Origin of the sequence: Streptomyces sp. CB01201 (assembly GCF_002803085.1) — a bacterium.
GTDB lineage: Bacteria > Actinomycetota > Actinomycetes > Streptomycetales > Streptomycetaceae > Streptomyces > Streptomyces hundungensis.
This window is the reverse complement of sequence record NZ_NNBJ01000014.1, coordinates 65,320-90,357: the sequence shown is the minus strand read 5'-3', so window position 1 is coordinate 90,357 and position 25,038 is coordinate 65,320. Positions and strand designations below refer to the sequence as shown.

Sequence of the window (25,038 nt, the reverse complement as noted above, 5' to 3'; positions counted from 1 at the left end):
GTACGCGGGGGTGCCTGCACACCCCTTCCCGCGTCGGGGGTGCTCACGCGGGCCCGGGCACCTCTCCCAGGGCCGACTCCAGCTGCCCCGCCACCCGCGCCGCCTCCCCCGCGCCGAGGGCCGCGCCGTCCGCGTCCGTCACGTAGAAGGCGTCCACGGCGTTGGAGCCGAGCGTCGAGACGTGGGCGGAGCGCACCCGTACGCCCGCGCTCTCCAGGGCGTGCCCGATGCGGTGCAGGAGGCCGGGGACGTCCTGGGCGCGGACCTCGATGACGGTGGCGTGCCGGGAGGCCGAGGGTGCCACGGTCACCCGGGCCGGCGGGGCCGGGGCGGCGCGGCGGCGCGGGTAGGCGGCCTCGCGTTCGGCCAGGCGGGCCCCGATGTCGAGGGAGCCGTCGAGCGCCCGCACCAGGTCGGCCCGCAGCCGGGCGGCCTGCGGCAGCGAGCCGTAGGCCGCGGCCACCCGCCAGTCCAGGAGCAGGACCGAGCCGCCGACCGGGTCGGGCAGGTCGACCGCGCGCAGCTCGGCGGCGCGGACGGTGAGGCGGTGCAGGGCCAGCACCCCGGCCGTCAGGGGCAGTACGGCGGGCTGGTCGGGGACGGCGATGAGCAGTTCCACGCCGAGGGGTTCGTGTTCGTCCGAGCCGTCGGTGCGGGCCCGCACGGCGAGGACGGGGCCGCCGGTGCGGTGGGCTTCCACGGCGAGGCGTTCCTGTTCGGCGGTGACCGCGGCGGGTTCGGGGTCCGCGGGCGCGCCCGCGAGGACCGCCGAGGCCCGCTTGACCAGGTCGGCGACGAGGGAGCCGCGCCACGAGGACCAGGCGGCCGGCCCGGTGGCCAGCGCGTCCGCCTCGGTGAGGGCGTGCAGCAGTTCCAGGGTGCCCGTCGAGCCGACGGCCTCGGCGACCGAGCGCACGGTGACCGGGTCGTCCAGGTCGCGCCGGGTCGCGGTCTCGATGAGCAGCAGGTGATGGCGTACGAGGGTGGCGACGACGGCCACGTCGGCGGCGTCGAAGCCGATCCGGGTGGCGACGTCGCGGGCGATGGTCTCGCCGGCCACCGAGTGGTCGCCGGGCCAGCCCTTGCCGATGTCGTGCAGCAGGGCGGCGACCAGGAGCAGGTCGGGGCGGTGCACCCGGCGGGTGAGGCGGGAGGCGCGTACCGCGGTCTCGACGAGGTGGCGGTCCACGGTCCAGGTGTGTACGGCGTTGCGCTGGGGCCGGCAGCGCACCCGTTCCCAGTCGGGAAGCAGCGCGGTGACGAGCCCTTCCGCTTCGAGTGCCTCCCACACGGGGACGGTGGACTCGCCCGCGCCGAGCAGCGAGACCAGCCGGTCGCGGGCCTCGGCGGGCCAGGGCGTGGGCAGCGGGGCCGCCGTGCCCGCCAGGTGGCGTACGGCGTGCCGGGAGATGGGCAGGCCCGCCTGGGCGGCCGCGGCCGCGGCGCGCAGCGTGAGGACGGGGTCCTTCTCGGGGCGGGCGGCGAGTGCGAGGCCGACCTCGCCGTCCTGTTCGACGACGCCTTCGGCGAGCGGGGTGCGTTCGGGGGCGCCGGGGCGCCCGCCGCCGAACAGCTGGCGCAGCCGGGGACGGGCGGAGCGGGCGCGCAGCACGCGGCCGACCTCGCGCCAGGTGACGTCGCCGGCGTAGGAGATGACGCGGGCCGCCTCCGATACCTGACGGAGCATCACATCGGCGTCCAGGAGCGCCAGTTCGGCCGCCACCGCGTCCTGTTCCTGGAGGGCGAGGCGGTCGGTGGCGCGGCCGGTGCACAGGTGCAGCGCGTCACGCACGTCGAGCAGACGGCGCCTGGCCTCGGCGAGGCCTTCGCGGGGGGCGTCCGCGACCCAGGAGGCGGCGACCGCACGCAGGGCGGTCGCGTCCCGCAGCCCGCCCCTGGCCTCCTTGAGGTCGCCTTCCAGGAGGTACTGCAACTCGCCCTGGCGCTGCGCCCGTTCACGGCACAGCTCGTCCAGCTCGGGCAGGCGCCCGGGGGCGGTGTTGCGCCAGTCGGCGAGGACGGTGGTGCGCAGCGCCGTGGTGAGGCCGAGGTCGCCGGCCACATGGCGGGCGTCCAGGAGGCCGAGCTGCACCTTGAGGTCCTCGCCTGCCGTCTTGCGGGCCTGGGCGGGGGTGCGCACCGAGTGGTCGAGGGCGAGGCCGAGGTCCCACACCGGGTACCAGAGCCGGTCGGCGAGCAGCGCGAGTGCCCCGGCGTCGGCCCGCCCGTCGTGCAGGAGCAGCAGGTCGAGGTCGCTGCGCGGGGAGAGTTCGCCGCGTCCGTAGCCGCCGACCGCGACCAGGGCCGCCCCGCCCACCCCGGACCCTTCGACCGCGCCGGCGAACAGGGTGGCCAGCCAGGCATCGGTCAGCTGGGACAGGGCCGCGCGGCGCGGCGGCCCGGACCGCCCCTTCTCGGTGAGAAGGCGCAGCCGGGCCGCCGCGTAACCGCCGGGCTCCGAGTCGCCGTCGTTGGATCCGGTACTCACTTCAACGCTCGTCACCCAGCAGCTCCTTGCCGTGTTCCCGGGGTGTCGGTGGGCACGGCCCCGCCAGGGCCCACCGGACGCCCCTACAGTGCGTCAGGTCCGCGTTCGCCGGTCCGGACCCGGACCGCCGTCTCGACGGGCACGCTCCACACCTTGCCGTCGCCGATCTTTCCGGTGCGGGCCGCCTTGACCACGACGTCGATGAGTTCCTCGGCGTCCTCGTCCTCGACCAGGACCTCTATCCGGATCTTGGGGACGAGGTCGACGGTGTACTCGGCGCCGCGGTAGACCTCGGTGTGGCCGCGCTGGCGGCCGTAGCCGCTGGCCTCGGTGACGGTCAGGCCCTGGACGCCGAAGGCGTGGAGGGCTTCCTTGATCTCGTCGAGCCGGTGCGGTTTGACGACCGCGGTGATGAGCCTCATGCGTCCACCTTCTTGTTCGCTGCCACGTCGCCCGGGACCGGCACGGCCTTGCGGGGGATCGTGCCGCCGCCCGCGCCGCTGAAGTCGTACGCCGTCTCGGCGTGCTCGACCTGGTCGATGCCGGAGACCTCGTCGTCCTCCGGCACCCGCATCCCGATCGTCTTGTCGAGGGCGAGGGCGAGGACCGCGGAGACCACGAGGGAGTAGCCGAGGACCGCGCCGACTCCGATGGCCTGCTTGCCGAGCTGGTCGAGGCCGCCTCCGTAGAAGAGGCCCTTGGCGGTGGACTGTACGCCGCCGGTGGCGAAGAGGCCGATGAGCAGCGAGCCGGTGATCCCGCCGACCATGTGGACGCCGACGACGTCGAGCGAGTCGTCGAACCCGAAGCGGTACTTGAGGCCGACGGCCATGGCGCACAGGACGCCCGCGATCGCGCCGACCGCGATCGCGCCCAGCGGGCTGACGCAGCCGCCCGCGGGGGTGATCGCGACGAGGCCCGCGACCGCGCCGGAGGCGGCGCCGAGGGTGGTGAAGGAGCCGTGGCGCAGCTTCTCGTAGAGCAGCCAGGCGAGCATGGCCGCGGCCGTGGCGACCTGGGTGTTGACGAACATCACGGCGCCCACGCCGTCGTCGTTGCCGAGCCAGGAGCCGGCGTTGAAGCCGAACCAGCCGAACCAGAGCAGGGCCGCGCCGAGCATGACGAGCGGCAGGCTGTGCGGCCGCATCGGGTCCTTCTTGAAGCCGACCCGCTTGCCGATGACGAGGATCACGCCGAGAGCGGCCGCACCCGCGTTGATGTGCACGGCGGTGCCGCCGGCGAAGTCGATGACGCCCTTCTTGAAGAGCCAGCCGTCCGAGGCCCACACCCAGTGCGCGACGGGGAAGTAGACGACGGTGACCCACAGGGCCGTGAACAGCGACCAGGCGGTGAACTTGACACGGTCGGCGAGCGCCCCGCTTATGAGCGCGGGTGTGATGACCGCGAACATCAGCTGGAACACGGCGAAGACGTAGATCGGGATGGTGTATCCGGGCCAGAGCTGGACCAGGCCGATGCCGCTGAGCCCGAAGTAGTCCTTGGACCAGCCGATGAAGCCGTTGCTCTCGCCGAAGGTCAGGCTGAATCCGTAGAGCACCCACAGGATCGTGACGATGCCGAGGCTGATGAAGCTCATCATCAGCATGTTGAGGGTGCTCTTGACGCGGACCATGCCTCCGTAGAAGAAGGCGAGGCCGGGCGTCATGATCATCACCAGCGCTGAGCAGATCAGCATGAATCCGGTGTTGGCGCTGGACAGCTGCGGAGCGTCAGCTGCGAGCGTGATGCCTGGAGGCATCGGCGTCTCCTCGTCGTCGGTACGGCCCGTGCGGGGGCGTTACTCGGGCGGGAACTGGCCGGGGGCCGGTTATGCGCCATGAGGTTGTCCCAGCGCGGTTTCCGTCGATGCCGCTCGATGTTTCACCGCAGTGACGAAGGAGGCGGGCGTGTTACGTGCCCGTGAACTGCCGGATCGGCCGGGAGCGGGCGCTGCCGTCCGAGGGCGCCCGCACCTGGCGGACCGGCCGCGACGCCACCCGTTTGACCTGGCGTGGGGGAGCCGAGTCGGGCTGAACGGGGTAGGTGTCGCGGCCGGGGTCTTGTATGCCGTCGCGGAGCCGGGCGACGGCGGGTGGGTCAGACGGCCTCGGCCGTCTCGGGCAGCTCCTTGGTGAGCAGGTCGGTCATCCGCACCACCTCGGCCACGTCCGAGAAGTCGCGCGCGGCGGTGTCGACGGTCTTGCGCAGCCGGGTGTTGACCCGCTCGGAGCGGACCCGCTTGGCGACCCCGAGGGCCTGCTCGGCCAGCACGGTCGACTGCTCGGGCTCCCGCTTGAGCAGGTGCACGGTGGCCATCCCGATGAGGTTCAGGGCGTAACTGCGCTGGTGCTCCTCGTCCTTGCCGAACAGGGCGACCGCCTGTTCCATCACGGGCTCGGCGAGCGAGGCGTAGGTGGGGCTGCGGCCGGCCACATAGGCGAGGTCGCGGTAGGAGTGGGCGTTCTCCCCGTTGAGCTCCGCCTCGGAGAAGAAGCGGATCCAGTCGGGCTCCGGCTCGCCGTCGAGCCCGGCGTCACCGAAGGTGTCCTCGGCCATCCGGGCGGCGCGCTTGGTCTTGCTGGGCTGGCCCATGTTGGCGTAGGCGCGGGCCTCCATCGCGTACAGCATGGCCTGGGTACGGGCGGTGGCGCAGTCGCGGCTGCCGTACTGGGCGAGGTGGATGAGTTCGAGCGCGTCGTCGGGCCGGCCGAGGTGGATCATCTGCCGGCTCATGGAGGACAGGATGTACGAGCCGAGCGGCTTGTCGCCCGCCTCCTTGGCGGCGTGCAGGGCCAGCACGAAGTACTTCTGGGCGGTGGGCTGGAGGCCGACGTCGTAGCTCATCCAGCCGGCGAGCTCCGCGAGTTCGGCCGCGCACTTGAACAGGCGCTTGGAGGTGTCGGTCGGCTGGGGCTCCTGGAGCAGGTCGGTGACCTCGTGGAGCTGGCCGACCACGGCCTTGCGGCGCAGGCCGCCGCCGCACTGGGCGTCCCACTGGCGGAACATCGCGGTGGTGGATTCGAGCAGTTCCAGCTCGGGGCGGGAGAGCCGGGAGGGGCGCCGCGCGCTGGCGGCGGTCTCCGGGGGCCCGGGCTCGCCGGCCGGCGAGGGCACGAGCCAGCGCTGCATGGGCTCGATCAGGGAGGGGCCCGCGGCCAGCATCAGCGAGGTGCCGAGGAAGCCGCGCCGGGCGAGCATGAGGTCGCTGCGCGAGAACTCGCTGAGCAGCGACACCGTCTGGGGCCCGGCCCACGGCAGGTCGACCCCGGACACCGAGGGCGACTGGTGGGCCTGGCGCAGGCCGAGGTCCTCGATCGCGACGATGCTCCCGAAGCGCTCCGAGAACAGCTCCGAGAGGATGCGCGGAATGGGCTCGCGCGGCATCTCGCCGTCGAGCCAGCGCCGGACTCTGGAGGTGTCGGTGCTGATGTGGTGGGCGCCCATCTGGCGCGCCCGCCGGTTCACCTGGCGCGCCAGCTCACCCTTCGACCAGCCGCTCCGTACGAACCACGAACCCAGCTGTTCGTTGGGGCGCTTTCCGGCGCTCGTACCGCTAGCCCCACTGCCGCCCACTGGAACGCCCCCAATCTGCTGAAGCCTCATGTGCGTCGGTTGTGCGTCGATCGCGCGAACCCCTATCAGAATGCCGCTAGTTGGGCCTCCTGTCCCGCGGTTGCACCCGCTCGGACCGGAAACCGCCTTGCCCCCGGCATACCCACGGGTGCGCCCATCCCCCAGGTCCGTGTACCGACGGTAATCCTACGATCACCCGTCCGGCCATGGCGATTCCAGAAACGCCACCATTCGCCACCCCATCGAATGAACTCCCCTGCCGCCAGGCGCGATTCACTTGACACAGGACGATCAGCGTCGGGTGGAGCGGAGTGCGCCGGGGCGCACGAAGCGCATCGCACCACCCCTTTCACGACCGCATCCGACCTGGCGGAAACGGAAAGTGACGGGAAAACTCCGGATCGTCACGACTACGCCACTGGCGTCGTAACCACTGACGCGGCAGACCCGTTGGAGGGGGCATGGGCTTCACGATCGGCGGCAGCCGGGGCATCAGGGAGACCCGGCCCGGCTCTTGGCGCCGCGGCCGCTCCACACGCACGACCCGCACCAGCGAGGCCACGGCCGTCGCCGAGTACACCGGCCTGTGGGGGTGGGCCGTGGCACCCGGCGCCCGGGCCCTCAACGGCGTGTGCTCGTGCGGCAGTTCCTCGTGTACGGAGCCGGGCGCCCATCCGCTCGCCTTCACCCCCGAGGTCCCGGCGGGGGCCACGCTCGACGACGTCACCGAGGCCTGGTCGCAGTGCCCGGGCGCCGCCGTGCTGCTGCCGGTCGGGCGGACCTTCGACGTGCTGGACGTGGCGGCCCCCGCGGGCCGGCGGGCACTGGTGCGCCTGGAGCGGATGGGGCTGCCCCTGGGCCCGGTGTCCTCGACGCCCACCGGCCGCACCCACTTCTACGTCGCGCCGGGCGCCTGCGCCGAACTCCCCCGGCTGCTCTACCGGATGGGCTGGGACGACGCGGTCCTCGATCTGCGCTGCCCGCCGCGCGGCAGCTATGTGCCGGCGCCGCCCTCCGGCGAGGTCAACTGGCTGCGCCCGCCCTCGCTCGACACCGCGACCCGCCCCCCGGAGGCCCGCCTCCTGCTCGGCACGCTGGCCTACATCTGCCATCGTTCGGCGGCCTAGGCCGGGAACGCGCCGACGCCCCGCCGCATCGGGCAGATGCGGCGGGGCGTCGGTGCGCGAAGGGTGGGGCTCAGTCGCCGATCAGCGCGTCGACGAACGCCTCGGGCTCGAACGGGGCCAGGTCGTCCGCGCCCTCGCCGAGTCCGACGAGCTTGACGGGGACGCCCAGTTCACGCTGGACGGCGATGACGATGCCGCCCTTGGCGGTGCCGTCCAGCTTGGTCAGGACGATGCCGGTGATGTCGACGACCTCGGCGAACACCCGGGCCTGGACCAGGCCGTTCTGCCCGGTCGTGGCGTCGAGCACCAGCAGCACCTCGTCGAGCGGGCCGTGCTTCTCGACGACGCGCTTGACCTTGCCGAGCTCGTCCATGAGGCCGGTCTTGGTGTGCAGCCGGCCCGCGGTGTCGATGAGCACGACGTCCGCGCCCTCGGCGATGCCCTCCTTGACGGCGTCGTACGCGATCGAGGCCGGGTCACCGCCCTCGGGGCCGCGCACGGTACGGGCGCCGACGCGCTCGCCCCAGGTCTGGAGCTGGTCGGCGGCGGCCGCGCGGAAGGTGTCGGCCGCGCCGAGCACGACGGACTTGCCGTCGGCGACCAGGACGCGGGCGAGCTTGCCGGTGGTGGTGGTCTTGCCGGTGCCGTTCACGCCGACGACCATGACGACGCCGGGGACGGTCTCGCCGCCCTCCGTCTTGACCTCGCGGTCGAAGTCGGTGCCGAGCAGGGAGAGCAGCTCCTCGCGCAGCAGGGTGCGCAGGTCGTCGGGCGTGCGGGTGCCGAGCACCCGGACGCGCTCGCGGAGCCGGTCGACCAGCTCCTGGGTGGGCGCGACGCCGACGTCGGCGGTCAGCAGGGTGTCCTCGATCTCCTCCCAGGTGTCCTCGTCGAGGTGTTCGCGGGAGAGCAGGGTGAGCAGACCCTTGCCGAGCGAGTTCTGCGAGCGGGCGAGGCGGGCCCGCAGCCGGACGAGCCGGCCGGCGGTCGGCTCGGGCACATCGAGCGCCGGCGCCTCGGGGGCGGCGGGCTCCTCGATGACGACCGGGGTGGCGGGGGCCTCGGGAAGGCCGACCTCCTCAATGGTGCGGCGCGGTTCCTCCGCCGTCTCCGCGGCGTCCTCACCGACCTGAGGCTCTGCGGGCGGGGCTGTGATGGTCGGCGTGCTCGGCGGCGCGGTGGGCGGCAGCTGCTTCTTCTTGCGGCTGCTGACCACGAGCCCGCTGATCGCGCCGACCGCGACCAGGGCGATGACTACAGCAAGGATGACGAATTCCATAACGCTCCCAGTATCGGGTACGAGTCCGCGAGGGCCCAGTTTGTACCTTCCTCCGAGAACGGAAGGGAATTATGGGGCAGGTGTCAGATTAAAGTACGATAGAGGTAGCTGCATCAACGCGCGTAGAGTCCCCTTCGACTACCCCCACCGGCTCAGTGTCGAGCCGAGCGAGAGGCACGGAACTCCACCCCCATGAACGACACCGGCTCCCCCGACGAAGCGCAGAGCGCCCTGGAAACACGTGGCCTGGAGCCCGTGCCGGACGCGGAGCGCACCGCCAGAACCCGCGAGCTCTTCCCCACCTGGGTCGCCGCGAACATCAGCGTGCTGCTGCTCACGATGGGCGCCAGCCTCGTCGTCGCGTACAAGCTCAACTTCTGGCAGGCGATCGTGGTCGCCGTGTGCGCGCCCATCCTCTCGTACGGCCTGGTCGGGCTCATCGGGATCGCGGGCAAGCGCGGCGGCGCCCCCGGCATGGCGCTGTCGCGCGCGGTGTTCGGCCAGCGCGGCAATCTGCTGCCCGGTTCGCTGATCTGGGTGGCGCGCTGGGGCTGGGAGACCATCAACGCGGTGACCGGCGCCTACGCGGTGCTGACCGTCCTCGACATCCTCTTCGGGATCAAGAGCAACACGTTCCTGATCATCGTGACGCTCGCCGTCTTCGTGGTCATCACGTTCGCCATCTCGGGCCTCGGCATCCACGTCGTCCAGAAGTGCAACAAGTACGCGACGTTCCTGTTCGGCGCGTTCTCGGTCCTGGTGCTCGTCTACCTCGTGCTGAACACCGACTGGTCCGCCGTCTTCCACCAGCCGGCCGGCAAGACCTCGCTGATGGTCGCCGGCATCGGCATGATCGCCGCGGGCGGTGTCAGCTGGATCCCGTCCGCCCCCGACTTCGCCCGCTACCTGCCGCGCACCGCCTCCTCCAGGGCGATCGTCGGCAACTCGATCGGCGGCGCCGGCATCGTGGTGCTGCCGATGGTCCTGATGGGCGCGGTCATGGCCGTCTCCACGCCCGACCTCGCCTCGGCCGCCGACCCGGTGTCCTTCCTCGGCGAGATCCTGCCGATGTGGATCGCGGTGCCCTACCTGCTGATCGCGCTCGTCGGCATGCTGCTGATCAACTCGATGTCGATGTACTCGGCGGGCTTCACCGCGCAGACCCTCGGCTTCAAGATCCCGCGGCACTGGGCGGTCTCCGTCAACGCGGTCATCTCGCTGGTCTTCGGCGGCATCCTGATGCTGGTCGCCACCAGCTTCATGGGCTCCTTCATCGCCTTCCTCTCGCTGCTCGCCGTCGCCTTCTCCGCCTGGGTCGGCGTGTTCGGCGCGGACATGCTGCGGCGCACCGAGTACGACGCGAAGGCGCTGCTCGACACGACGCGTACGAGCGCCTACTGGTACAAGGCCGGCTTCGCCCCCGCCGCGGTCATCGCCTGGGCGGTGGGTCTGCTCGGCGGCCTGATGTTCACCAAGTCCGACTGGTTCACGGGCCCGCTCTCCGCGAACAACCCGGTCGGCGAGTACGGCCTCGGCTGGATCGCCACGATCGTGATCTCCGGCCTGCTGTACCTCGCGCTGCCCAAGCCGCCGGTGGTGCAGTCCGAGGCACCCGAGGGCGCCGACACCGCCAAGTCCGCCGAGACTCTGGCCGTCTGACGCTCCGTCAGCTACCGTCCCCCTTCGCCCGGGTTCCCACGGAACCCACCCGGTGGAGGGGGACTTTGCCATGCCGTTCACGGTCGTACGCATGAACCTGGTGGACCCGGACGCCACCGCGCAGTCCCTGTCCGCCCGCTACCGGGCGGCCCTGGAGATGGCGGCGTTCGCCGACGACCGGGGCATCGACACCGTCCAGACCGAGGAGCACCACGGCACGGACAACAACTGGCTGCCCTCCCCGTTCGCCTTCGCGGGCGCGGTCTTCGGCGCGACCCGCCGCATCGCGGTGACCGTCTCGGCGATCATCGGCCCCCTGTACGACCCGCTGCGTCTGGCCGAGGACATCGCGGTGCTCGACCTGGTGAGCGGCGGCCGTCTGGTGACGGTCTCCGGGATCGGCTACCGGCCCGCCGAGTACGAGCAGCAGGGCGTCGAGTGGGGCCGGCGCGGCAAGCTCCAGGACGAGCTTTTGGAAACCCTTCTGAAGGCGTGGAGCGGCGAGGAGTTCACCTTCCGGGGCCGCCAAGTGCGGGTCACACCGCGCCCGTTCACCGAGCCGCACCCGATGCTGCTGGTCGGCGGCTCCTCACGGGCGGCCGCGAACCGGGCGGCCCGGCTCGGCCTGCCGTTCTTCCCGAGCGCCCATCTGCCGGACCTGGAGTCGTACTACAACGAGAAGCTCGCCGAGTACGGCACCGAGGGCTTCTGCATGATGCCGGCGGCGGCGACGCCCCTGCTGCACATCAGCGAGGACCCCGACCGGACCTGGGCCGAGTACGGCGAGCACTTCCTGCACGAGGCGCGGATGTACGCGTCCTGGCAGTCCAAGGACATCCGCTCGGCGGTGAAGTCCGCGGCGACGACGGTGGCCGAGCTGCGCGCGGAGGGCGTCTACCGGGTGCTGACCCCGGAGCAGTGCGCCTCACTGGCCTCCGACTCCCTGGTCCTGCACCCGCTGTGCGGCGGCATGCCCATCGACGAGGCGTGGAGCAGCCTCCACCTGTTCTGCGACCGGGTGCTGCCGGCGCTCTAGGGTCTGTCCGGCGGATCCGGTCGCCATCGAGAGACCTCGGCCTTATGGGAGCACCTCACCTGATCGCCGAAAGAGGCCCTCCATGACGTCATGGAGGGAGGGGCGAAGGTTGCCCGATACGGCTCTAGGCCGGTTCCGCGTCTTCCGTCCGGCGTGGTGCGAGAGCCATGAGGACGAGGACCACGGTCCGCACGACGAGGCCGCCGAGCAGGGCCGTCCCGAAGCCGTCGACCTCGAAGCCGTCCAGTTTGCCGCCGACCCATCCGGCGAGCAGCCACAAGAGCGTGTCCTGCACGACGCCGACGGCCCCGAGGATCAGGAGCATGACGGGCGGGGCGCTGCGGATGTCCGTCGGGTAGCACCGGATCGCCTGGTTGACGACGACGAACAGCAGGCCCGTGAGCACGAAGCCCAGAACGGGCGAGGCGCCTTCGCGCAGCGATATCCCCGGTAACAGCACGGCCGCGCCGACGCCGATGAAGTTGAAGACGGCGACGGGGTTGGTTCTCTTTTCCATGATCAAAAGCCTGGCACGGATGACCCGGAATCAGGAATTCAGCACCAAACCGCCCCGGCTCGACGGGCGAGCCGGGGCGGTTTGATGAGAGGAGAGAGGGGCAGCGGGGATTAGCCCATCTCCTCCAACGCCTTGCCCTTGGTCTCCTTGACGTACCGGAGCACGAAGGGGATCGAGAGCGCGGCGAAGATCGCGTAGATGACGTACGTGCCGGACAGGTTCCAGTCCGACAGGCTCGGGAAGCTCGCGGTGATGGCCCAGTTGGCGATCCACTGGGCGGCCGCGGCCACGCCGAGGGCGGCGGCGCGGATCCGGTTCGGGAACATCTCGCCGAGGAAGACCCAGACCACCACGCCCCACGACAGGGCGAAGAAGAGCACGAAGACGTGGGCGGCGATCAGTGCCACGACGCCCTCGGTGTTGGGGAGCTTGCCGTCGACGAGGTGGGCGGAGAACGCCCAGGCCTCGACCGCGAGGGCGATCGCCATGCCGATGGAGCCGACGAGCGCGAGCGGCTTGCGGCCGACCCGGTCGACCAGGACCATCGCGATCACGGTGCCGATGATGTTGATGATCGACGTGGTGAACGAGTAGAAGAACGAGCTGGACGGGTCGATGCCGACGGACTGCCACAGCGTCGAGGAGTAGTAGAACGCGACGTTGATGCCGACGAGCTGCTGGAAGACCGAGAGGCCGATGCCGACCCAGACGATGGGCAGGAAGCCCATCTTCGAGCCGAGCAGGTCCTTGAAGCTCGACTTGTGCTCGGAGCGCATCGCGTGCTCGATCTCGGCGACGCGGGCGTCCAGGTCGACGTCCTTGCCCTCGACGTCGGCGAGCACCTTCTTGGCGTCGGCGTCACGGCCGACCGAGATGAGGAAGCGCGGCGACTCGGGGATGGCGAAGGAGAGCAGCCCGTACAGGACGGCCGGGACGACCATCACGCCGAGCATGACCTGCCAGGCCTCCAGGCCCATGAGCTTGCCGCGCTGGTCGCCGTGGGCGGCGTTCAGGATGCCCCAGTTGACGAGCTGGGAGATCGCGATGCCGATGACGATGGCGGCCTGCTGGAAGGAGCCGAGCCGGCCGCGGTAGGCGGGCGGGGCGACCTCGGCGATGTAGGCCGGGCCGATGACCGAGGCCATGCCGATGGCGAAGCCGCCGATGATCCGCCAGAAGGCGAGGTCCCAGAGCGCGAACGGCAGCGCGGAGCCGACGGCGCTGATGGTGAAGAGGGTCGCCGCGATCTGCATGCAGCGGATGCGGCCGATGCGGTCGGCGATCCGGCCCGCCGTGGCGGCTCCGATCGCACAGCCGATCAGGGCGATGGCGATGACCTGGGCGAGCGTTCCCGAGCCGATGGAGTACCGGTCGCGGATCGCCTCTACGGCGCCGTTGATCACGGAACTGTCGTAGCCGAAGAGGAAGCCGCCCATCGCGGCCGCCGCCGTGATGAAGATGACATGGCCGAGGTGGTCCGGAGCGGTGTGGCCGCCTCCGGACGCCTGCGACTGCGCGGTACTGGTCACGTGTACTCCTGGGGCCGCCCGGCAACGCCGCCGGGGGTGAGGGGACTCCGTCTAAGTGGCGCACAACTTCCGGTCACCCACCACTTGAACGTAAAGACAACGTTGCAGAGACTATGCCTTCAAGTTTCTAAGTCAATACCTGGTCGGTTGTGAATTTTCAGGGACCGGTGACGGGTGTTCATTCAAGACTTGAACAGCTGCGGGGGCAGGCGGGATACCCACCCCCGCGCCGTTCAGCGGAGCCGCTGGCTGATGACCTTGGAGACGCCGTCGCCCTGCATCGAGACGCCGTACAGCGCGTCGGCGACCTCCATCGTCCGCTTCTGGTGCGTGATCACGATCAGCTGGGAGGACTCCTGGAGCTCCTGCATGATCCGGATGAGGCGCTGGAGGTTGGTGTCGTCCAGGGCGGCCTCGACCTCGTCCATCACGTAGAACGGGCTGGGCCTGGCCTTGAAGATGGAGACGAGCAGGGCCACCGCCGTCAGGGACCGCTCGCCGCCCGAGAGCAGCGAGAGGCGCTTGACCTTCTTGCCCGGCGGGCGCGCCTCCACGTCGACTCCGGTGGCCAGCATGTTGCCCGGGTCGGTCAGGATCAGCCGGCCCTCGCCGCCCGGGAAGAGCCGCGAGAACACGCCCTCGAACTCCCGGGCCGTGTCCCGGTAGGCCTCGGTGAAGACCTGCTCGACCCGCTCGTCGACCTCCTTCACGACTTGAAGGAGGTCGGCCCGGGTCTTCTTGAGGTCTTCCAGCTGCTCGGAAAGGAACTTGTGGCGCTCCTCCAGCGCCGCGAACTCCTCAAGGGCGAGCGGATTGACCTTTCCGAGCTGCTGGTACGCCCGTTCGGCTGCCTTGAGCCGCTTCTCCTGCTCGGCCCGCACATACGGGACGGGCTGGTTGCGCGGGTGCAGTGGATCATCCGGCAGCTCCTCCCCCTCGGCGGGCGGAGAGGGGGCCACCGGCTGGTCGGGCCCGTACTCGGCCACGAGCCCGGCCGGCTCGACCCCCAGCTCCTCCAGCGCCTTGGTCTCCAGCTGCTCGATCCGCAGCCGCTTCTCAGCTCCTAGTACCTCGCCGCGGTGAACTGAATCAGTGAGTTTGTCGAGTTCTGCCTTCAGATCCCGGCCGGCCCCGCGGGCCGCGGCCAGCTCCTGCTCCCGCTCCCCCTTCGCGGCCTCGGCACCGGCCCGCTCCCGGTCGGCCCGCACCAGCGACACCTCGACGTGGCCGAGCAGGGTCCGGGCCCCCGCGGCAACGGCCTCGGCGACGGCGGCCTCGTGCCGCAGCCGGGCGCGCCGCTGCTCGGCCCGGGCCCGCGCCTCGCGCTCGGCCGCGGCCCCGCGGTCGAGCGCCTCGGCCCGTCCGGCGAGCGCCTTGACGCGCTCCTCGTGGGTACGGGCCTGGAGGCGGGCCTCCATCTCGGTCTGCCGGGCGTTGGCGCCGTCCGCCGCCAGCCGGTCGCGGACCGAGGTGTCGGGCTCCTCCTCGACCGGCAGCTCCTCGGCCACCAGGAGCCGCTCGGCCAGCTCTTCGGCCTCCTCGGTCGCCCGCTCCAGCGCCTCCTGGGCGCGGGCTGCGGCGGCAGCGGTCCGCTCGGCCTCGCCCGCCGCGCCACGGGCCTGCCCGGCGAGCCGTCCGAGCTGCTGGGCCACCGCGGACCGCGCCTTCTCGGCGGCCCGCCTCCGCTCCCCCGACTCCTCCACTTCCAGGGCCAGTTGACCGCGACGCTCCTGCGCCGCCCGCTGGGCCCCGGCCAGTTCCTCGCAGCGTACGGCCAGGTCGGCGAGTTCGGCGGCGGCCTCGTCGACGGCGGCCTGGACCTCCAGAAGGCTGGGTGCGCCGGCCGAGCCGCCGTGCGCGAAGTGGGCGCCGAGCAGATCGCCGTCGGCGGTGACGGCGGTGAGCGCGGGCCGCGCGTAGACCAGGTCCTCCGCGTCCTCCAGCGTTGCGACCACCACGACCCCGCGCAGCAGGTGCCGTACGGCGGGCATCAGTTCGGCGGGGCCGCGCACCAGGTCGGCGGCGCGGGGCGGGCCCTCGCCGGGGGCCGGGCGCTCGTCCTCGGGGGCGCCGCTCAGGAGCAGGGCCGCGCGGCCGGCGTCCTGCTTGCGCAGCAGCCGGATGGCCTCGGCGGCCGACGAGGGCCCGCTGACCGCGATGGCATCGGCCGCGACACCGAGGGCCGCGGCGAGCGGCACCTCATAGCCGGGTGCCACGGTGAGCAGTTCGGCCGCGGGCCCGAGCAGCCCGGCCAGCGCGTCGCGGGCGCCGAGCAGCGCGCCCGTGCCGTCCTTGCGGCGCAGCCCGAGCGCGAGGGCGTCGTGCCGGGCGGCGACGGCGGCACGTTTCCGCTCGGCGGCGGTGGCTTCCTCGCGGGCGCCGCCCAGCGCCGCCTCGGCCGCCGCCAGCTCCCGCCTGGCCGCGTCGTGGGCGTCGGCAAGCTCGGTGTCGTCGGCTTCGAGGCCGTCCACCTCGGCCTTGAGCCGCTCGTACTCCTCCTGGGCGAGCGCGGCCCGCTCGCCCGCCTCGTCGCGCGCGCCGGCGAGCCGGTCGATCTCGGCCTGGGCGGAACCCGCGCGGCTGCGCGCCGCGTTGACCTGGCCGTGCAGTCGCGCGAGCCCTTCGCGGCGGTCCGCGATGGCCCGGGCCACATCCTTCAAACGCCTTTCCTCGACGGCGAGTTCCCGCTCCAGATCCGCGCGGTGGGCCGCGGTGTCCTCCAGGGCGTGCTCGGCCGCTTCGAGAGCGGCCTCCAGCTCGGCCTCCTGTTCGCGGATCCGGGCGGCCTCGCGCTCCATGTCCTCGGGGTCACGGCCGCGCCGCTCCTCGGGGGGCTGGGCACGCGCGCTCTTGACCCGGGCGTCGGCAAGCGAGATCGTGCCGCGCACCCGCTCGGCCAGCTGGGACAGCTCGTACCAGGTCTGCTGGGCGCGCTGGAGCCGAGGCGCCAATCGCCGTACGTGCTCCTCCAGTTGGGCCTCCCGGGCGAGGGCCGCCCGGAGGTCGGCGGCGGCGCTCTCCTTGCGGCGCAGCAGCTCGGCCTCGTCGGCGATCTCGGCGCTGAGCGCCTCCCGCATGCGTACGAGGTCGTCGGCGAGCAGCCGCAGCCGGGCGTCGCGCAGGTCGGCCTGGATGACGGCGGCGCGGCGGGCCACGGCGGCCTGCCGGCCGAGCGGCTTGAGCTGGCGGCGCAGCTCGTCGGTCAGGTCCTGGACACGGGCCAGGTTGGCCTTCATCGCGTCCAGCTTGCGCAGCGCCTTCTCCTTGCGCTTGCGGTGCTTGAGGACGCCGGCCGCCTCCTCGATGAAGGCGCGCCGGCCCATCGGGTCGGCGTGCAGCACGGAGTCGAGCTGGCCCTGTCCGACGATGACGTGCATCTCGCGGCCGATGCCGGAGTCGGAGAGCAGTTCCTGAATGTCGAGAAGCCGGCAGGTGTCGCCGTTGATCTGGTATTCGCTGCCGCCGTTGCGGAACATGATCCGCGTGATGGTGACTTCGGCGTATTCGATGGGCAGCGCGCCGTCGGAATTGTCGATGGTGAGGGAGACCTCGGCCCGGCCCAGCGGCGGGCGGCCGGTCGTCCCGGCGAAGATGACGTCCTCCATCTTTCCGCCGCGCAGCGACTTGGCGCCCTGCTCACCCATGACCCAGCTCAGCGCGTCCACGACATTGGACTTGCCTGATCCATTGGGCCCCACCACGCAGGTGATGCCCGGCTCGAACTTCAGCGTGGTCGCGGAGGCGAATGATTTGAATCCGCGCAGGGTGAGGGCCTTGAGGTGCACGCCGCCGGACTCTACCTTCAGCTCCCGGTTTCGCCCAGGAAGGTGCAGGGCAGATCAGAGCGTGAAGGGAAAGGCGGAGCACCCCTCCGGCACCCACCGGCGGAAAGAAAGAAGGGACGCCGAAGCGTCCCTTGCAATACATTGCAGGTCTTGCGGATCTCTCGATCTCGACGAGAGAACGAAGCCTCTCCCACCTGGATCAGGTGAGGGCGGGCTCCGCCTGGGGGACGTCGATGTCGATGCCTTCGAGCAGCGAATCTCCGCGGTGCGAAGCGGCGGCAGCGGCGAGCACGTCGTTCTCGGACTGAATCCGGTTGAGCTCGGACTCAAGGTCCTGGACGCGCTGCTGGAGCCGTCGCATCTCGGCGAGGAGTCGCGGGTCGGAACCGCCGACGTAACCGAGAAGCGCCTTTGCCATGATGGATGGTCCTCCACACTGAGTGACCGACCGAAGCGGTGTGGGTCGTGAGGGAATCGCACCCGCGGTGCTTGGACTTGACTGCGGTTCTTCATGCCAAACAGCTAAGGTGCGCGGGGCTTCCAGAGTCTCACCAAAAAGTTTGACGGTCAACACGATCACGCCCCGTATCCATGGGCAATCCGGGGGCACGCGGCCGCGGACCGGGCGGCGCTGCCTCTCCTCGGAGCCCCGGGGGCGTGGAGATCGTCCTTACTGCCGCAGCCTTCCACGCCGGACGCGAGATGGCAACAGTCAGATCGTTCGAGGTCAGCGCGTGGTTGCGAGCCGGACGCGCGGTGTCACCGCGGCCGGCTCACGCACGGCGGGGCCCCGGCTCAGCGGATCGCGAAGCTGTCGTAGCCGCCCCGGGCTGTGTCCCAGATCTCGGTCACTCCGTCGACCCGCCCCGGTGTGTCGCCGGAGCGAAGCCACTCCAGCAAACGGTGGCAATTCTCACGTGGCCCCTCGGCGACGACCTGGACCCGCCCGTCGTCCAGATTGAGGGCGAACCCGCGGAGGCCGCCGATCTCCAGAGCATTTGCCCTGGTGAACCAGCGGAAGCCGACTTGCTGTACTCGCCCGCGCACCCAGGCCGTGACTCGAACATCTCCGTGCGCATCCTCGTTCATACGTGCACGCTAACCGGCCAATTGCTCACGCTGCACTTCACCCCCATGCGCCATGGCGTACAGTCGCGACGCAATCGGCCTCACCCGTATGGGTTAGTGGCTATTTGATCATTTCGGGCCGACCGCGGCCCGCGCGGCAATGCGTCAGGCATTGCCCCGGCATGGAGGAAGGCACCGCAGATGGGACGCCATCGTCGCTCCGCCGCCGACCCCGCGCCCGCCGAAGCGTCGGCGGGCCGGGGCGGCCGGCCCCGAGGTGGGTCGCGCCGGAGGAAGCGGGCCGCGGCGCCCGTGCGCACCGGGCTGCTCGGCGTCTCCGCGGCGGTGGCCGTGGGCGCCGTGGCCGTCGCCTCGGGTCTGCTGCCCGGCGGCGGTACGTACAAGGTGAGCGGCGACACGATGACCGGCCCCCGGGTCCAGGCGAGCCGCACCCCCGACATACGGCCGCAGGGCAGCGAATCGCGGAAGCCCACCGAGGCGGCGCCCACGCCTGCCGGGCCGAGCCGGGCCGCGTCGGCGGCGCCGACGGCCACGCCCTCCTCGCCCAGCGCCCCGGCCACGCCGTCGGCGCCGGCCTCCTCCGCTCCCTCCGCGCCGCCCGTCCCGCAGAAGAAGTCCGAGGCCCCGGCCCCCGCTCCGTCGAAGCCGGCGGCTCCCCCGAGCAGCCCGCCCAGCGCCGCGCCCGCGCAGCCGGTGCAGTCGCCGAGCGCCGAGGTGTCGGCCGCCGCGACCGTGATGTCCCTGGTCAACCAGCAGCGGGCGCAGGCGGGTTGCAGCCCCGTGGCGGCGGACCCGGCGCTGGCCGCGCTCGCCACCGCCTTCAGTGACGACATGGCGGCCCGCGGTTTCTTCGACCACACCGACCCGGACGGCCGCACCCCGTGGGACCGGGCCGCGAAGGCAGGCGTGCAGGGCCTGGGCGGCGAGAACATCGCCCGCGGCCAGGCCGACGCCAAGGCCGTGATGGACGCCTGGATGAACAGCCCGGGCCATCGCGCGAACATCCTCAACTGCGAGTACAAATCCCTGGGCGTCGGTGTGCACTTCGGCCCCGGCGGCCCCTGGTGGACCCAGGACTTCGGCTTTTGATCCTTCGCCCGGGCGCACGGCGCACCGGGGCAATTGATCAATTCACTCGCTCATTCGCCACTCCGGTTCGGTCATTCGGCCGGACGCGCGCGAAGAGCACACCGGAAGTACGCACGGGAACGTGAAAGGGCCCCCTCCGCCATGAACGGAGGGGGCCCTTTCGGCTGTGCTGCATTCGATCACCCGGCGGGAGTGCCGTCAGGCGCCGACGGCCGCCCGGCCGGCGACGAAGAGGCGGGCGGTTCCGGCGATGCGGCGGCCGAGGTGTTCGGCGGTCGCGATGTCGGCCTTGTGGACACCCTCGGGTCCTTCGTCGTTGTTGGTCTGGGCGCCGGCCCCGGCGAAGAAGCCGAGCCGGTTCAGGTCGTGCTCGGAACCCGTCGAGACGTTCCAGCCGGGCTTCAGGCCGAGGTTGACCCAGTGCATGCCGTGCTGGGCGGCGAGGGTCTGGAAGAACTGCAGGGTGTGGCCCTTGTCGCCGCTCTTGGAGCCGGAGTTGGTGAAGCCGGCGGCCAGCTTGTCCTGCCAGGCGTCGGTGAACCAGCGCTTCGAGCTGGCCTCGGCGAACTGGTGGAAGGCGCCGGAGGCGGTCCCCATGTAGGTGGGCGAGCCGAACACGATGGCGTCCGAGCCGTCGAGCAGCTCCCACTCGGCCTCGGTGATGGTGTCGACCTTGATGACGTGCACGGTGGCCCCGGCCTCGGCGGCCGCGGTCCGGACCGCCTCGGCGAGGACGGCGGTGTGGCCGTAGCCGGAGTGGTAGGCGATCGAGACGACAGGAGTGATCACAGCGGTTCCCCTCAAGGGCATGCGACAGGGCATGGAACAAGGCACGGAAAGGACGGCGGAACAGGCGCACGGGCCGGAGCCGGTGCAGCGGCGGCGGCACGGGCAGCGCTGCACTCAGGTAAGCACTAACTTCTAGTTAGCGCAACCTAGGCGTACGCGCTGTGGGGGCGTATGGTGACGGTATGGATGAGACTTCCCCCGGTTCCACCCGCACGGACGGGGTCGCCGTCGAGGACCGCGCCGACGGCGACCTCGCGTTCGACGTGTTCGCCAAGTCCTGTCCCTCGCGGCGCACCCTGGAGGACGTCACGGGGCGCTGGGGCAGCCTGACGCTGGGCGCGCTGCACGAGGGGAGCCTCCGCTTCAACGAGCTGCGGCGGCGGGTCGACGGCGTCAGCGAGAAGATGCTCTCCCAGACGCTGCACTCACTGGAGCGCGACGGGCTCGTCCACCGCGAGGCGCAGCCGACCAATCCGCCCCGGGTCGACTACGAACTGACCCCGCTGGGGCGCGAGGTGGCCGAGCGGCTGCTGGCGCTCATCCACTTCGTGGAGGACAGGATGCCGTCGGTGCTCGACGCGCAGCAGAGCTACGACGTGGCGCGCGGGACGCGCTGACACTTGGGGCAGAAGTAGCTGGACCGGTTCATCCAGGCCCGCCTGCGCATCGGCGTGCCACAGCGCCGGCAGGGCTCGCCCTCGCGGCCGTAGGCGTCGAGCGAGCGGTCGAAGTAGCCGGATTCGCCGTTGACGTTGACGTAGAGGCTGTCGAAGCTGGTGCCGCCGACGGCGAGCGCCGCGTTCATGACGTCCCGTGCATGGCCCAGGAGTTCCGCCGCCTTGGGGCGGTTCAGGGTCGCGGTCGGACGGTCGTAGTGCAGCTTCGCGCGCCAGAGCGCCTCGTCGGCGTAGATGTTGCCGACACCGCTGATGAGCGATTGATCGAGCAGTGCTCGTTTGACCGTGGTGCGCTTGAGCCGCAGCGCCACGAAGAAGGCCTCGTCGTCGAACTCCGGGTCCAGCGGGTCCCGGGCGATGTGCGCGATGACGTCCGGAAGGCCGTCCGTGCTGTTGGCGGCGGTGTCGTGCAGCGAGAGGCCGCCGAACGTGCGCTGGTCGACGAAGCGCAGCTCGGTCCCGGCGTCGTCCTGGAAGCGCACCCGGATCCGCAGGTGCTTCTCGTCGGGGGCGTCCGTCGGCTGCACCAGCAGCTGCCCGCTCATCCCGAGGTGTCCGAGCACGGAGGCATCGGTGTCGGCGAGCGGCAGCCACAGGTACTTGCCGCGCCGACGGGCGACGCCGATCCGGTGGCCTTTGAGCCGGGCCGCGAAATCGTCGCCCCCGGCGAGGTGACGGCGTACCGCGCGGGGGTGCAGCACCTCGACGTCCGCCACGGTGCGCCCGGCCACCCAGCGCTCCAGACCGCGCCGGACCACTTCGACTTCAGGCAGCTCAGGCATGCGCGCAGATTACCCCCGCGGCGCCCCCGCGGTCGCGGCGGCCCCCGGCAGCACGCACCCCCGCCCGGCGCCGGAGCGCTGGACGGGGGTGCGCGAGGAAGGGGCGGTCAGGCCGCCGTACCGCCGGCGGCGGGGGTCGGCGACCCGCCATCGGCCGGAGCGGCGACGGCGGCCTCGGCCACCGTCCTGGCCCGCTCGTCGGCGGCGGCGCGAATGGCCCGCCACGCCGACTCGGCGGCCTGCTGCTCCGCTTCCTTCTTGCTGCGGCCGGTGCCGGTGCCGTACGAGACACCACCGACGCGGGCGGCAGCAGTGAAGGTCTTCTCGTGGTCGGGTCCGGTCTCGGAGACCAGGTACTCGGGGACGCCGAGCCCTTCGGCCGCCGTCAGCTCCTGGAGACTGGTCTTCCAGTCCAGGCCGGCCCCGAGGTTCGAGGACTTCTCGATCAGGGGGTCGAACAGCTTGTGGACGAGCACGGACGCCGCCTCAAGACCCTGGTCGAGATAGACAGCGCCGATCACCGCTTCGAGGGTGTCGGCGAGGATGGAAGCCTTGTCCCGGCCGCCCGTGCCCTCTTCACCCCGGCCGAGCCGGATGAAGGAGCCGAGTTCGAGCCCACGGCCCACTTCCGCGAGCGCACGAGAATTGACCACCGCGGCCCGGAGCTTGGCCAGTTGGCCTTCCGGAAGGTCGGGGTGGGTGCGGTACAGCGTGTCCGTGACGACCAGACCGAGCACCGAGTCCCCGAGGAACTCAAGCCGCTCATTGGTCGGCAGACCGCCGTTCTCGTACGCGTACGAACGGTGGGTGAGCGCACGCACCAGAAGGGCGGACTCAAGTTGATACCCGAGCCGCCCTTCCAGAAGCGTGTGGGACGAGGCCGTGTTGTTGTCCGCCTTTTTGGCGTTGGACTCAGACATCGGGCCTCTCACCAGCCGCTCAGACTTCGAGGACCTGGCGCTTGTTGTACGTACCGCAGCTCGGGCACGCGATGTGCTGGAGCTTCGGCGCATGGCAGCTCTCGCACGCAACCAGGGTGGGGACCGCAGCCTTCCACTGCGACCGGCGGTGGCGCGTGTTGCTGCGCGACATCTTCCGCTTCGGAACAGCCACGGCTACTTCTCCTGCTTCTCGGCGGCATCCTGCACGTCAGACGCAGTGCCGCTCATGTTGTCCTTCTCGCCGTCCTGGATGGTCCCGGCGAGTCCCTGCAATGCCGCCCAACGAATGTCGACGGCGTCATGGTGGTGCTCCGGGTCGTCCGCCAGGCGCGCTCCACATTCGGAACACAGCCCCGGGCAGTCCTCCCGGCACACCGGCTGCATCGGCAGTGCGAGCACTACCGCATCACGCAGCAAAGGCTCAAGGTCGAACAGGCCGTCCTCAAGCGGAATCATGTCCTCGTCGTCCTCGGCATCGTCGTCCGCGGCTGCCTTGCGGCGGCCCCGGTCGTCGGTGTCGGGGTACGAGAACATCTCCTGGAAATCCACTTCAACGTCCTGCTGAAGCGGCTCCAGACACCTTACGCACTCACCCTCGGCCGATGCACGGGCGGTGCCTGTGACAAGCACCCCTTCCATGACCGACTCCAGGCGGAGCTCAATGTCCACGGGCCTGCCCTCGGGCACGTGGATGACCTCGGGAATCCCGAGTTCCTTCGGGGCCTCCACGGTGCGGGTCAGACGCTGGAGCGCACCGGGACGCCGTCCCAGCTCGTGTGTGTCGAACACGAGGGGATTGCGGTGGTCAAGGCGCGTGCTCAGGGTTCTTCCCGCTTTCAGGGTCGTGGAGTGGCTGCCACCGGCTTCGCGCAGCGAATCGGGCAGCTTGGATCGCGGACGTACGCGCGACCGAAGAACCAGGATACTGGACCGGCCGCGATAGGCCCAATCCGGTCCGGTTCCCCCCGTTCGGCCCGCCGGACGGGCCCTATGAGCGGTTCTGTCCGTGGCCCTGTTCGTAGGCGCGCAGCTGGTCCAGGTCGATCATGCTGGTGTCGAAGAGGCTGGTCTCGTCGAGCGCGGCCTGCTGCGGCTGGTGCTGCGGCTGCGGAGGCATCCCGTACTGCCCGGTGTCCGGGGCCGCGTACTGCTGCTGGCCCTGGTCGTAGCCGTACGGATCCTGCTGGGCGTACCCGTACTGCGCGTACGGGTCCTGCTGCTGGACCTGGGGCTGGTAGCCGTACGGGTCCTGCTGCGGCTGCTGGTAGCCGTAGGGGTCGTAGACCGGGGGCTGCTGCTGGGCCGGGATGTGCGGCTCGGCGGCGGCGTGGGCGGCGGCCGGCTCGGGCTCGGCGAGTTCGGCGAGGCCGGCCAGGTAGTCGGCGTCACTGGTGTGCTGGTGCAGTCCGCCCGCCGCGTCCTGGGCGGCCATGTGGGCGCCGAGCTCGTCGGACGCGGTCCTGCCGTGCAGCTTGAGCCGGCCGCGGCCGACGGCTTCGAGGGTCTTGGCGAGCACGGCCTCGAACGCACCCAGCTTGGCGTCGACGTACTCGTCCGCCCGGTGGATCAGGGTTCCCGGGTCCGAGCTGTACTCGGGGGCGTCCTCGTCCGTGTGGCCCTGGTCGTCCAGGCCGGGGCCGCGGCCGAGCAGCTTCTCCCGGCCGCGGTCGACCGAGCCGATGGTCTTGGTGAGGACGACCTCGAAGTTGGCGAGCTTGGAGTCGACGTAGTCGTCGGCCTCGGCGCGGATCTCCTCGGCCTCCCGGCGGGCCTCGTCGAGGATGCGGTCGGCCTCGTCCTGGGACTGGCGGGCGACGGCGGTGTCCGAGATCAGCGTGCCGCGCTGGGCGTGCGCGGACTCGATGATCCGCTCGGCCTCCTGGCGGGCCTGCTCGACCATCTGCTCCCGGCCGCCGATGAGCTCCTGGGCCTGGGCGAGCGAGCCGGGCAGGGCCTCGCGCACCTCTTCCAGCATCGCGAGGAGGTCGGCGCGGTTGACCACGCACGAGGCCGACATGGGCATGGACCGGGCGCTGCCGACCACCTCGACGATCTCGTCGAGCTTCTTCTGCACGTCCACCGGTGATCGCCACTCTTCTAACGGATTGGAGACGGACGGGACGACTGTAAGGCCAGTCGGCGCCCGCCCGACACCGGATGACGGACTGTCAGCGATCCGCTCCCTACCGCTCGGCCGCCCGCTTCTCGGCGAGCCGTGCGACCAGGGCCTCCTGGACGGCGGCCGGCAGCAGGTGGGAGACGTCTCCGCCCCAGGTCGCCACCTCCTTGACCAAGGAGGACGACAGGAAGCTGTACGTCGGATTGGTCGGCACGAACAGGGTCTCGACGCCGGAGAGCCCGTTGTTCATCTGGGCCATCTGCAACTCGTAGTCGAAGTCGCTGACGGCCCGCAGGCCCTTGACGATCGCGGGGATGTCCCGCTCCTTGCAGAAGTCGACGAGCAGGCCGTGGAAGGACTCGACCTCGACATTGCCGAGGTCGGCCGTCACCTCACGGATCAGCTCGATCCGCTTCTCGATGGCGAACAGGCCCTGCTTCGACTGGTTGATCATCACCGCGACATGTACGACGTCGTACAGCCGGGAGGCGCGGGCGATGATGTCGAGGTGTCCGTTGGTGATGGGGTCAAAGGACCCCGGACAGACGGCGCGGCGCAA

General features: G+C 71.2%; 22 protein-coding genes. 5 read left to right on the top strand and 17 right to left on the bottom strand.

The genetic code is table 11. The features are described from left to right. Positions 1-43 precede the first annotated feature (43 nt). From CG740_RS27380 to nsdA, 4 genes are all read right to left on the bottom strand, one after another. The gene (locus CG740_RS27380) at positions 44-2,503 is read right to left on the bottom strand and encodes a [protein-PII] uridylyltransferase (RefSeq protein WP_100577952.1); all 2,460 of its coding nucleotides are present in this window, start codon (positions 2,501-2,503) and stop codon (positions 44-46) included. A gap of 68 nt (positions 2,504-2,571) precedes the next feature. Then, positions 2,572-2,910, bottom strand: a complete 339-nt coding sequence (locus tag CG740_RS27375) for a P-II family nitrogen regulator (protein WP_100577951.1) — start codon at positions 2,908-2,910, stop codon at positions 2,572-2,574. Continuing rightward, complete coding sequence (locus tag CG740_RS27370) at positions 2,907-4,247, bottom strand: ammonium transporter (RefSeq protein WP_100577950.1); 1,341 nt, start codon at positions 4,245-4,247, stop codon at positions 2,907-2,909. The genes CG740_RS27375 and CG740_RS27370 overlap by 4 nt, the downstream gene beginning before the upstream one ends. Before the next feature lie 338 nt (positions 4,248-4,585). Beyond that, the gene (nsdA, locus tag CG740_RS27365) at positions 4,586-6,061 is read right to left on the bottom strand and encodes a transcriptional repressor NsdA (protein WP_100577949.1); all 1,476 of its coding nucleotides are present in this window, start codon (positions 6,059-6,061) and stop codon (positions 4,586-4,588) included. A gap of 461 nt (positions 6,062-6,522) precedes the next feature. On the opposite strand from nsdA, the gene CG740_RS27360 reads away from it, so the two are divergent. After that, positions 6,523-7,188 (top strand): bifunctional DNA primase/polymerase, encoded by a 666-nt coding sequence (locus CG740_RS27360; protein WP_100577948.1) that lies wholly within the window; start codon positions 6,523-6,525, stop codon positions 7,186-7,188. A 70-nt stretch (positions 7,189-7,258) separates the two neighbouring features. Here CG740_RS27360 and ftsY read toward each other — a convergent pair whose 3' ends face one another. Then, positions 7,259-8,467, bottom strand: a complete 1,209-nt coding sequence (gene ftsY, locus CG740_RS27355; RefSeq protein WP_100577947.1) for a signal recognition particle-docking protein FtsY — start codon at positions 8,465-8,467, stop codon at positions 7,259-7,261. Between the two features lie 192 nt (positions 8,468-8,659). Between ftsY and CG740_RS27350 the strand changes: the two genes are divergently transcribed. Together CG740_RS27350 and CG740_RS27345 are read left to right on the top strand one after the other, a co-directional pair. Next, positions 8,660-10,126 carry a cytosine permease gene (locus tag CG740_RS27350; protein WP_100577946.1) on the top strand — a complete coding sequence of 489 codons (1,467 nt, stop codon included), beginning with the start codon at positions 8,660-8,662 and terminating at the stop codon, positions 10,124-10,126. A gap of 70 nt (positions 10,127-10,196) precedes the next feature. Then, positions 10,197-11,162: an LLM class flavin-dependent oxidoreductase gene (locus CG740_RS27345; RefSeq protein ID WP_100577945.1), complete on the top strand. Its 966-nt coding sequence runs from the start codon at positions 10,197-10,199 to the stop codon at positions 11,160-11,162. A 124-nt stretch (positions 11,163-11,286) separates the two neighbouring features. Here CG740_RS27345 and CG740_RS27340 read toward each other — a convergent pair whose 3' ends face one another. The 5 genes from CG740_RS27340 to CG740_RS27315 all read right to left on the bottom strand — a co-directional run bounded on the left by CG740_RS27340 (position 11,287) and on the right by CG740_RS27315 (position 18,082). Further along, the gene (locus CG740_RS27340; RefSeq protein ID WP_159030415.1) at positions 11,287-11,679 is read right to left on the bottom strand and encodes a phage holin family protein; all 393 of its coding nucleotides are present in this window, start codon (positions 11,677-11,679) and stop codon (positions 11,287-11,289) included. Between the two features lie 110 nt (positions 11,680-11,789). Then, entirely contained in the window at positions 11,790-13,208 is a 1,419-nt protein-coding gene (locus CG740_RS27335; RefSeq protein ID WP_100577943.1) for a sugar porter family MFS transporter, read from the bottom strand. 233 nt (positions 13,209-13,441) lie between these two features. Further along, positions 13,442-16,993 (bottom strand): chromosome segregation protein SMC, encoded by a 3,552-nt coding sequence (smc, locus tag CG740_RS27330; RefSeq protein WP_100577942.1) that lies wholly within the window; start codon positions 16,991-16,993, stop codon positions 13,442-13,444. 199 nt (positions 16,994-17,192) lie between these two features. Further along, positions 17,193-17,411 (bottom strand): hypothetical protein, encoded by a 219-nt coding sequence (locus CG740_RS27325; RefSeq protein ID WP_100578044.1) that lies wholly within the window; start codon positions 17,409-17,411, stop codon positions 17,193-17,195. Between the two features lie 377 nt (positions 17,412-17,788). Further along, positions 17,789-18,082, bottom strand: a complete 294-nt coding sequence (locus CG740_RS27315) for an acylphosphatase (protein ID WP_100577941.1) — start codon at positions 18,080-18,082, stop codon at positions 17,789-17,791. A gap of 180 nt (positions 18,083-18,262) precedes the next feature. On the opposite strand from CG740_RS27315, the gene CG740_RS27310 reads away from it, so the two are divergent. Then, entirely contained in the window at positions 18,263-19,171 is a 909-nt protein-coding gene (locus CG740_RS27310; RefSeq protein ID WP_100577940.1) for a CAP domain-containing protein, read from the top strand. A gap of 198 nt (positions 19,172-19,369) precedes the next feature. On the opposite strand, the gene CG740_RS27305 is transcribed toward CG740_RS27310, so the two are convergent. Continuing rightward, a complete protein-coding gene (locus CG740_RS27305; RefSeq protein WP_199846589.1) occupies positions 19,370-19,960 on the bottom strand; it encodes a flavodoxin family protein in 591 nt (196 codons plus the stop codon). 182 nt (positions 19,961-20,142) lie between these two features. Between CG740_RS27305 and CG740_RS27300 the strand changes: the two genes are divergently transcribed. After that, complete coding sequence (locus CG740_RS27300) at positions 20,143-20,577, top strand: winged helix-turn-helix transcriptional regulator (RefSeq protein WP_100577938.1); 435 nt, start codon at positions 20,143-20,145, stop codon at positions 20,575-20,577. On the opposite strand, the gene mutM is transcribed toward CG740_RS27300, so the two are convergent. The 6 genes from mutM to coaD all read right to left on the bottom strand — a co-directional run bounded on the left by mutM (position 20,550) and on the right by coaD (position 25,038). Further along, positions 20,550-21,419, bottom strand: coding sequence for a bifunctional DNA-formamidopyrimidine glycosylase/DNA-(apurinic or apyrimidinic site) lyase (gene mutM, locus CG740_RS27295; RefSeq protein WP_100577937.1), 870 nt, complete (start codon positions 21,417-21,419; stop codon positions 20,550-20,552). The two genes, CG740_RS27300 and mutM, sit on opposite strands and share 28 nt — an antisense overlap. Positions 21,420-21,526: 107 nt before the next feature. After that, positions 21,527-22,339, bottom strand: a complete 813-nt coding sequence (rnc, locus tag CG740_RS27290) for a ribonuclease III (RefSeq protein WP_100577936.1) — start codon at positions 22,337-22,339, stop codon at positions 21,527-21,529. Between the two features lie 19 nt (positions 22,340-22,358). Further along, positions 22,359-22,532, bottom strand: a complete 174-nt coding sequence (rpmF, locus tag CG740_RS27285; RefSeq protein ID WP_100577935.1) for a 50S ribosomal protein L32 — start codon at positions 22,530-22,532, stop codon at positions 22,359-22,361. A gap of 2 nt (positions 22,533-22,534) precedes the next feature. Continuing rightward, positions 22,535-23,182 carry a YceD family protein gene (locus CG740_RS27280; protein WP_100577934.1) on the bottom strand — a complete coding sequence of 216 codons (648 nt, stop codon included), beginning with the start codon at positions 23,180-23,182 and terminating at the stop codon, positions 22,535-22,537. A 166-nt stretch (positions 23,183-23,348) separates the two neighbouring features. Further along, on the bottom strand, positions 23,349-24,440 hold the full coding sequence (locus tag CG740_RS27275) for an ATP synthase F0 subunit B (protein WP_100577933.1): 1,092 nt from the start codon (positions 24,438-24,440) through the stop codon (positions 23,349-23,351). A 103-nt stretch (positions 24,441-24,543) separates the two neighbouring features. Further along, the gene (coaD, locus tag CG740_RS27270; RefSeq protein ID WP_199846596.1) at positions 24,544-25,038 is read right to left on the bottom strand and encodes a pantetheine-phosphate adenylyltransferase; all 495 of its coding nucleotides are present in this window, start codon (positions 25,036-25,038) and stop codon (positions 24,544-24,546) included.

What these genes read in the sequence shown, in the direction of transcription:
- CG740_RS27340 (WP_159030415.1), bottom strand. Translation starts at nt 11,679, where the DNA reads ATGGAAAAGAGAACCAACCCCGTCGCCGTCTTCAACTTCATCGGCGTC.
- CG740_RS27325 (WP_100578044.1), bottom strand. Translation starts at nt 17,411, where the DNA reads ATGGCAAAGGCGCTTCTCGGTTACGTCGGCGGTTCCGACCCGCGACTC.
- CG740_RS27310 (WP_100577940.1), top strand. Translation starts at nt 18,263, where the DNA reads ATGGGACGCCATCGTCGCTCCGCCGCCGACCCCGCGCCCGCCGAAGCG.
- mutM (WP_100577937.1), bottom strand. Translation starts at nt 21,419, where the DNA reads ATGCCTGAGCTGCCTGAAGTCGAAGTGGTCCGGCGCGGTCTGGAGCGC.
- CG740_RS27360 (WP_100577948.1), top strand. Translation starts at nt 6,523, where the DNA reads ATGGGCTTCACGATCGGCGGCAGCCGGGGCATCAGGGAGACCCGGCCC.
- CG740_RS27375 (WP_100577951.1), bottom strand. Translation starts at nt 2,910, where the DNA reads ATGAGGCTCATCACCGCGGTCGTCAAACCGCACCGGCTCGACGAGATC.
- CG740_RS27345 (WP_100577945.1), top strand. Translation starts at nt 10,197, where the DNA reads ATGCCGTTCACGGTCGTACGCATGAACCTGGTGGACCCGGACGCCACC.
- CG740_RS27370 (WP_100577950.1), bottom strand. Translation starts at nt 4,247, where the DNA reads ATGCCTCCAGGCATCACGCTCGCAGCTGACGCTCCGCAGCTGTCCAGC.
- rnc (WP_100577936.1), bottom strand. Translation starts at nt 22,339, where the DNA reads ATGTCTGAGTCCAACGCCAAAAAGGCGGACAACAACACGGCCTCGTCC.
- ftsY (WP_100577947.1), bottom strand. Translation starts at nt 8,467, where the DNA reads ATGGAATTCGTCATCCTTGCTGTAGTCATCGCCCTGGTCGCGGTCGGC.
- CG740_RS27315 (WP_100577941.1), bottom strand. Translation starts at nt 18,082, where the DNA reads ATGAACGAGGATGCGCACGGAGATGTTCGAGTCACGGCCTGGGTGCGC.
- CG740_RS27300 (WP_100577938.1), top strand. Translation starts at nt 20,143, where the DNA reads ATGGATGAGACTTCCCCCGGTTCCACCCGCACGGACGGGGTCGCCGTC.
- CG740_RS27350 (WP_100577946.1), top strand. Translation starts at nt 8,660, where the DNA reads ATGAACGACACCGGCTCCCCCGACGAAGCGCAGAGCGCCCTGGAAACA.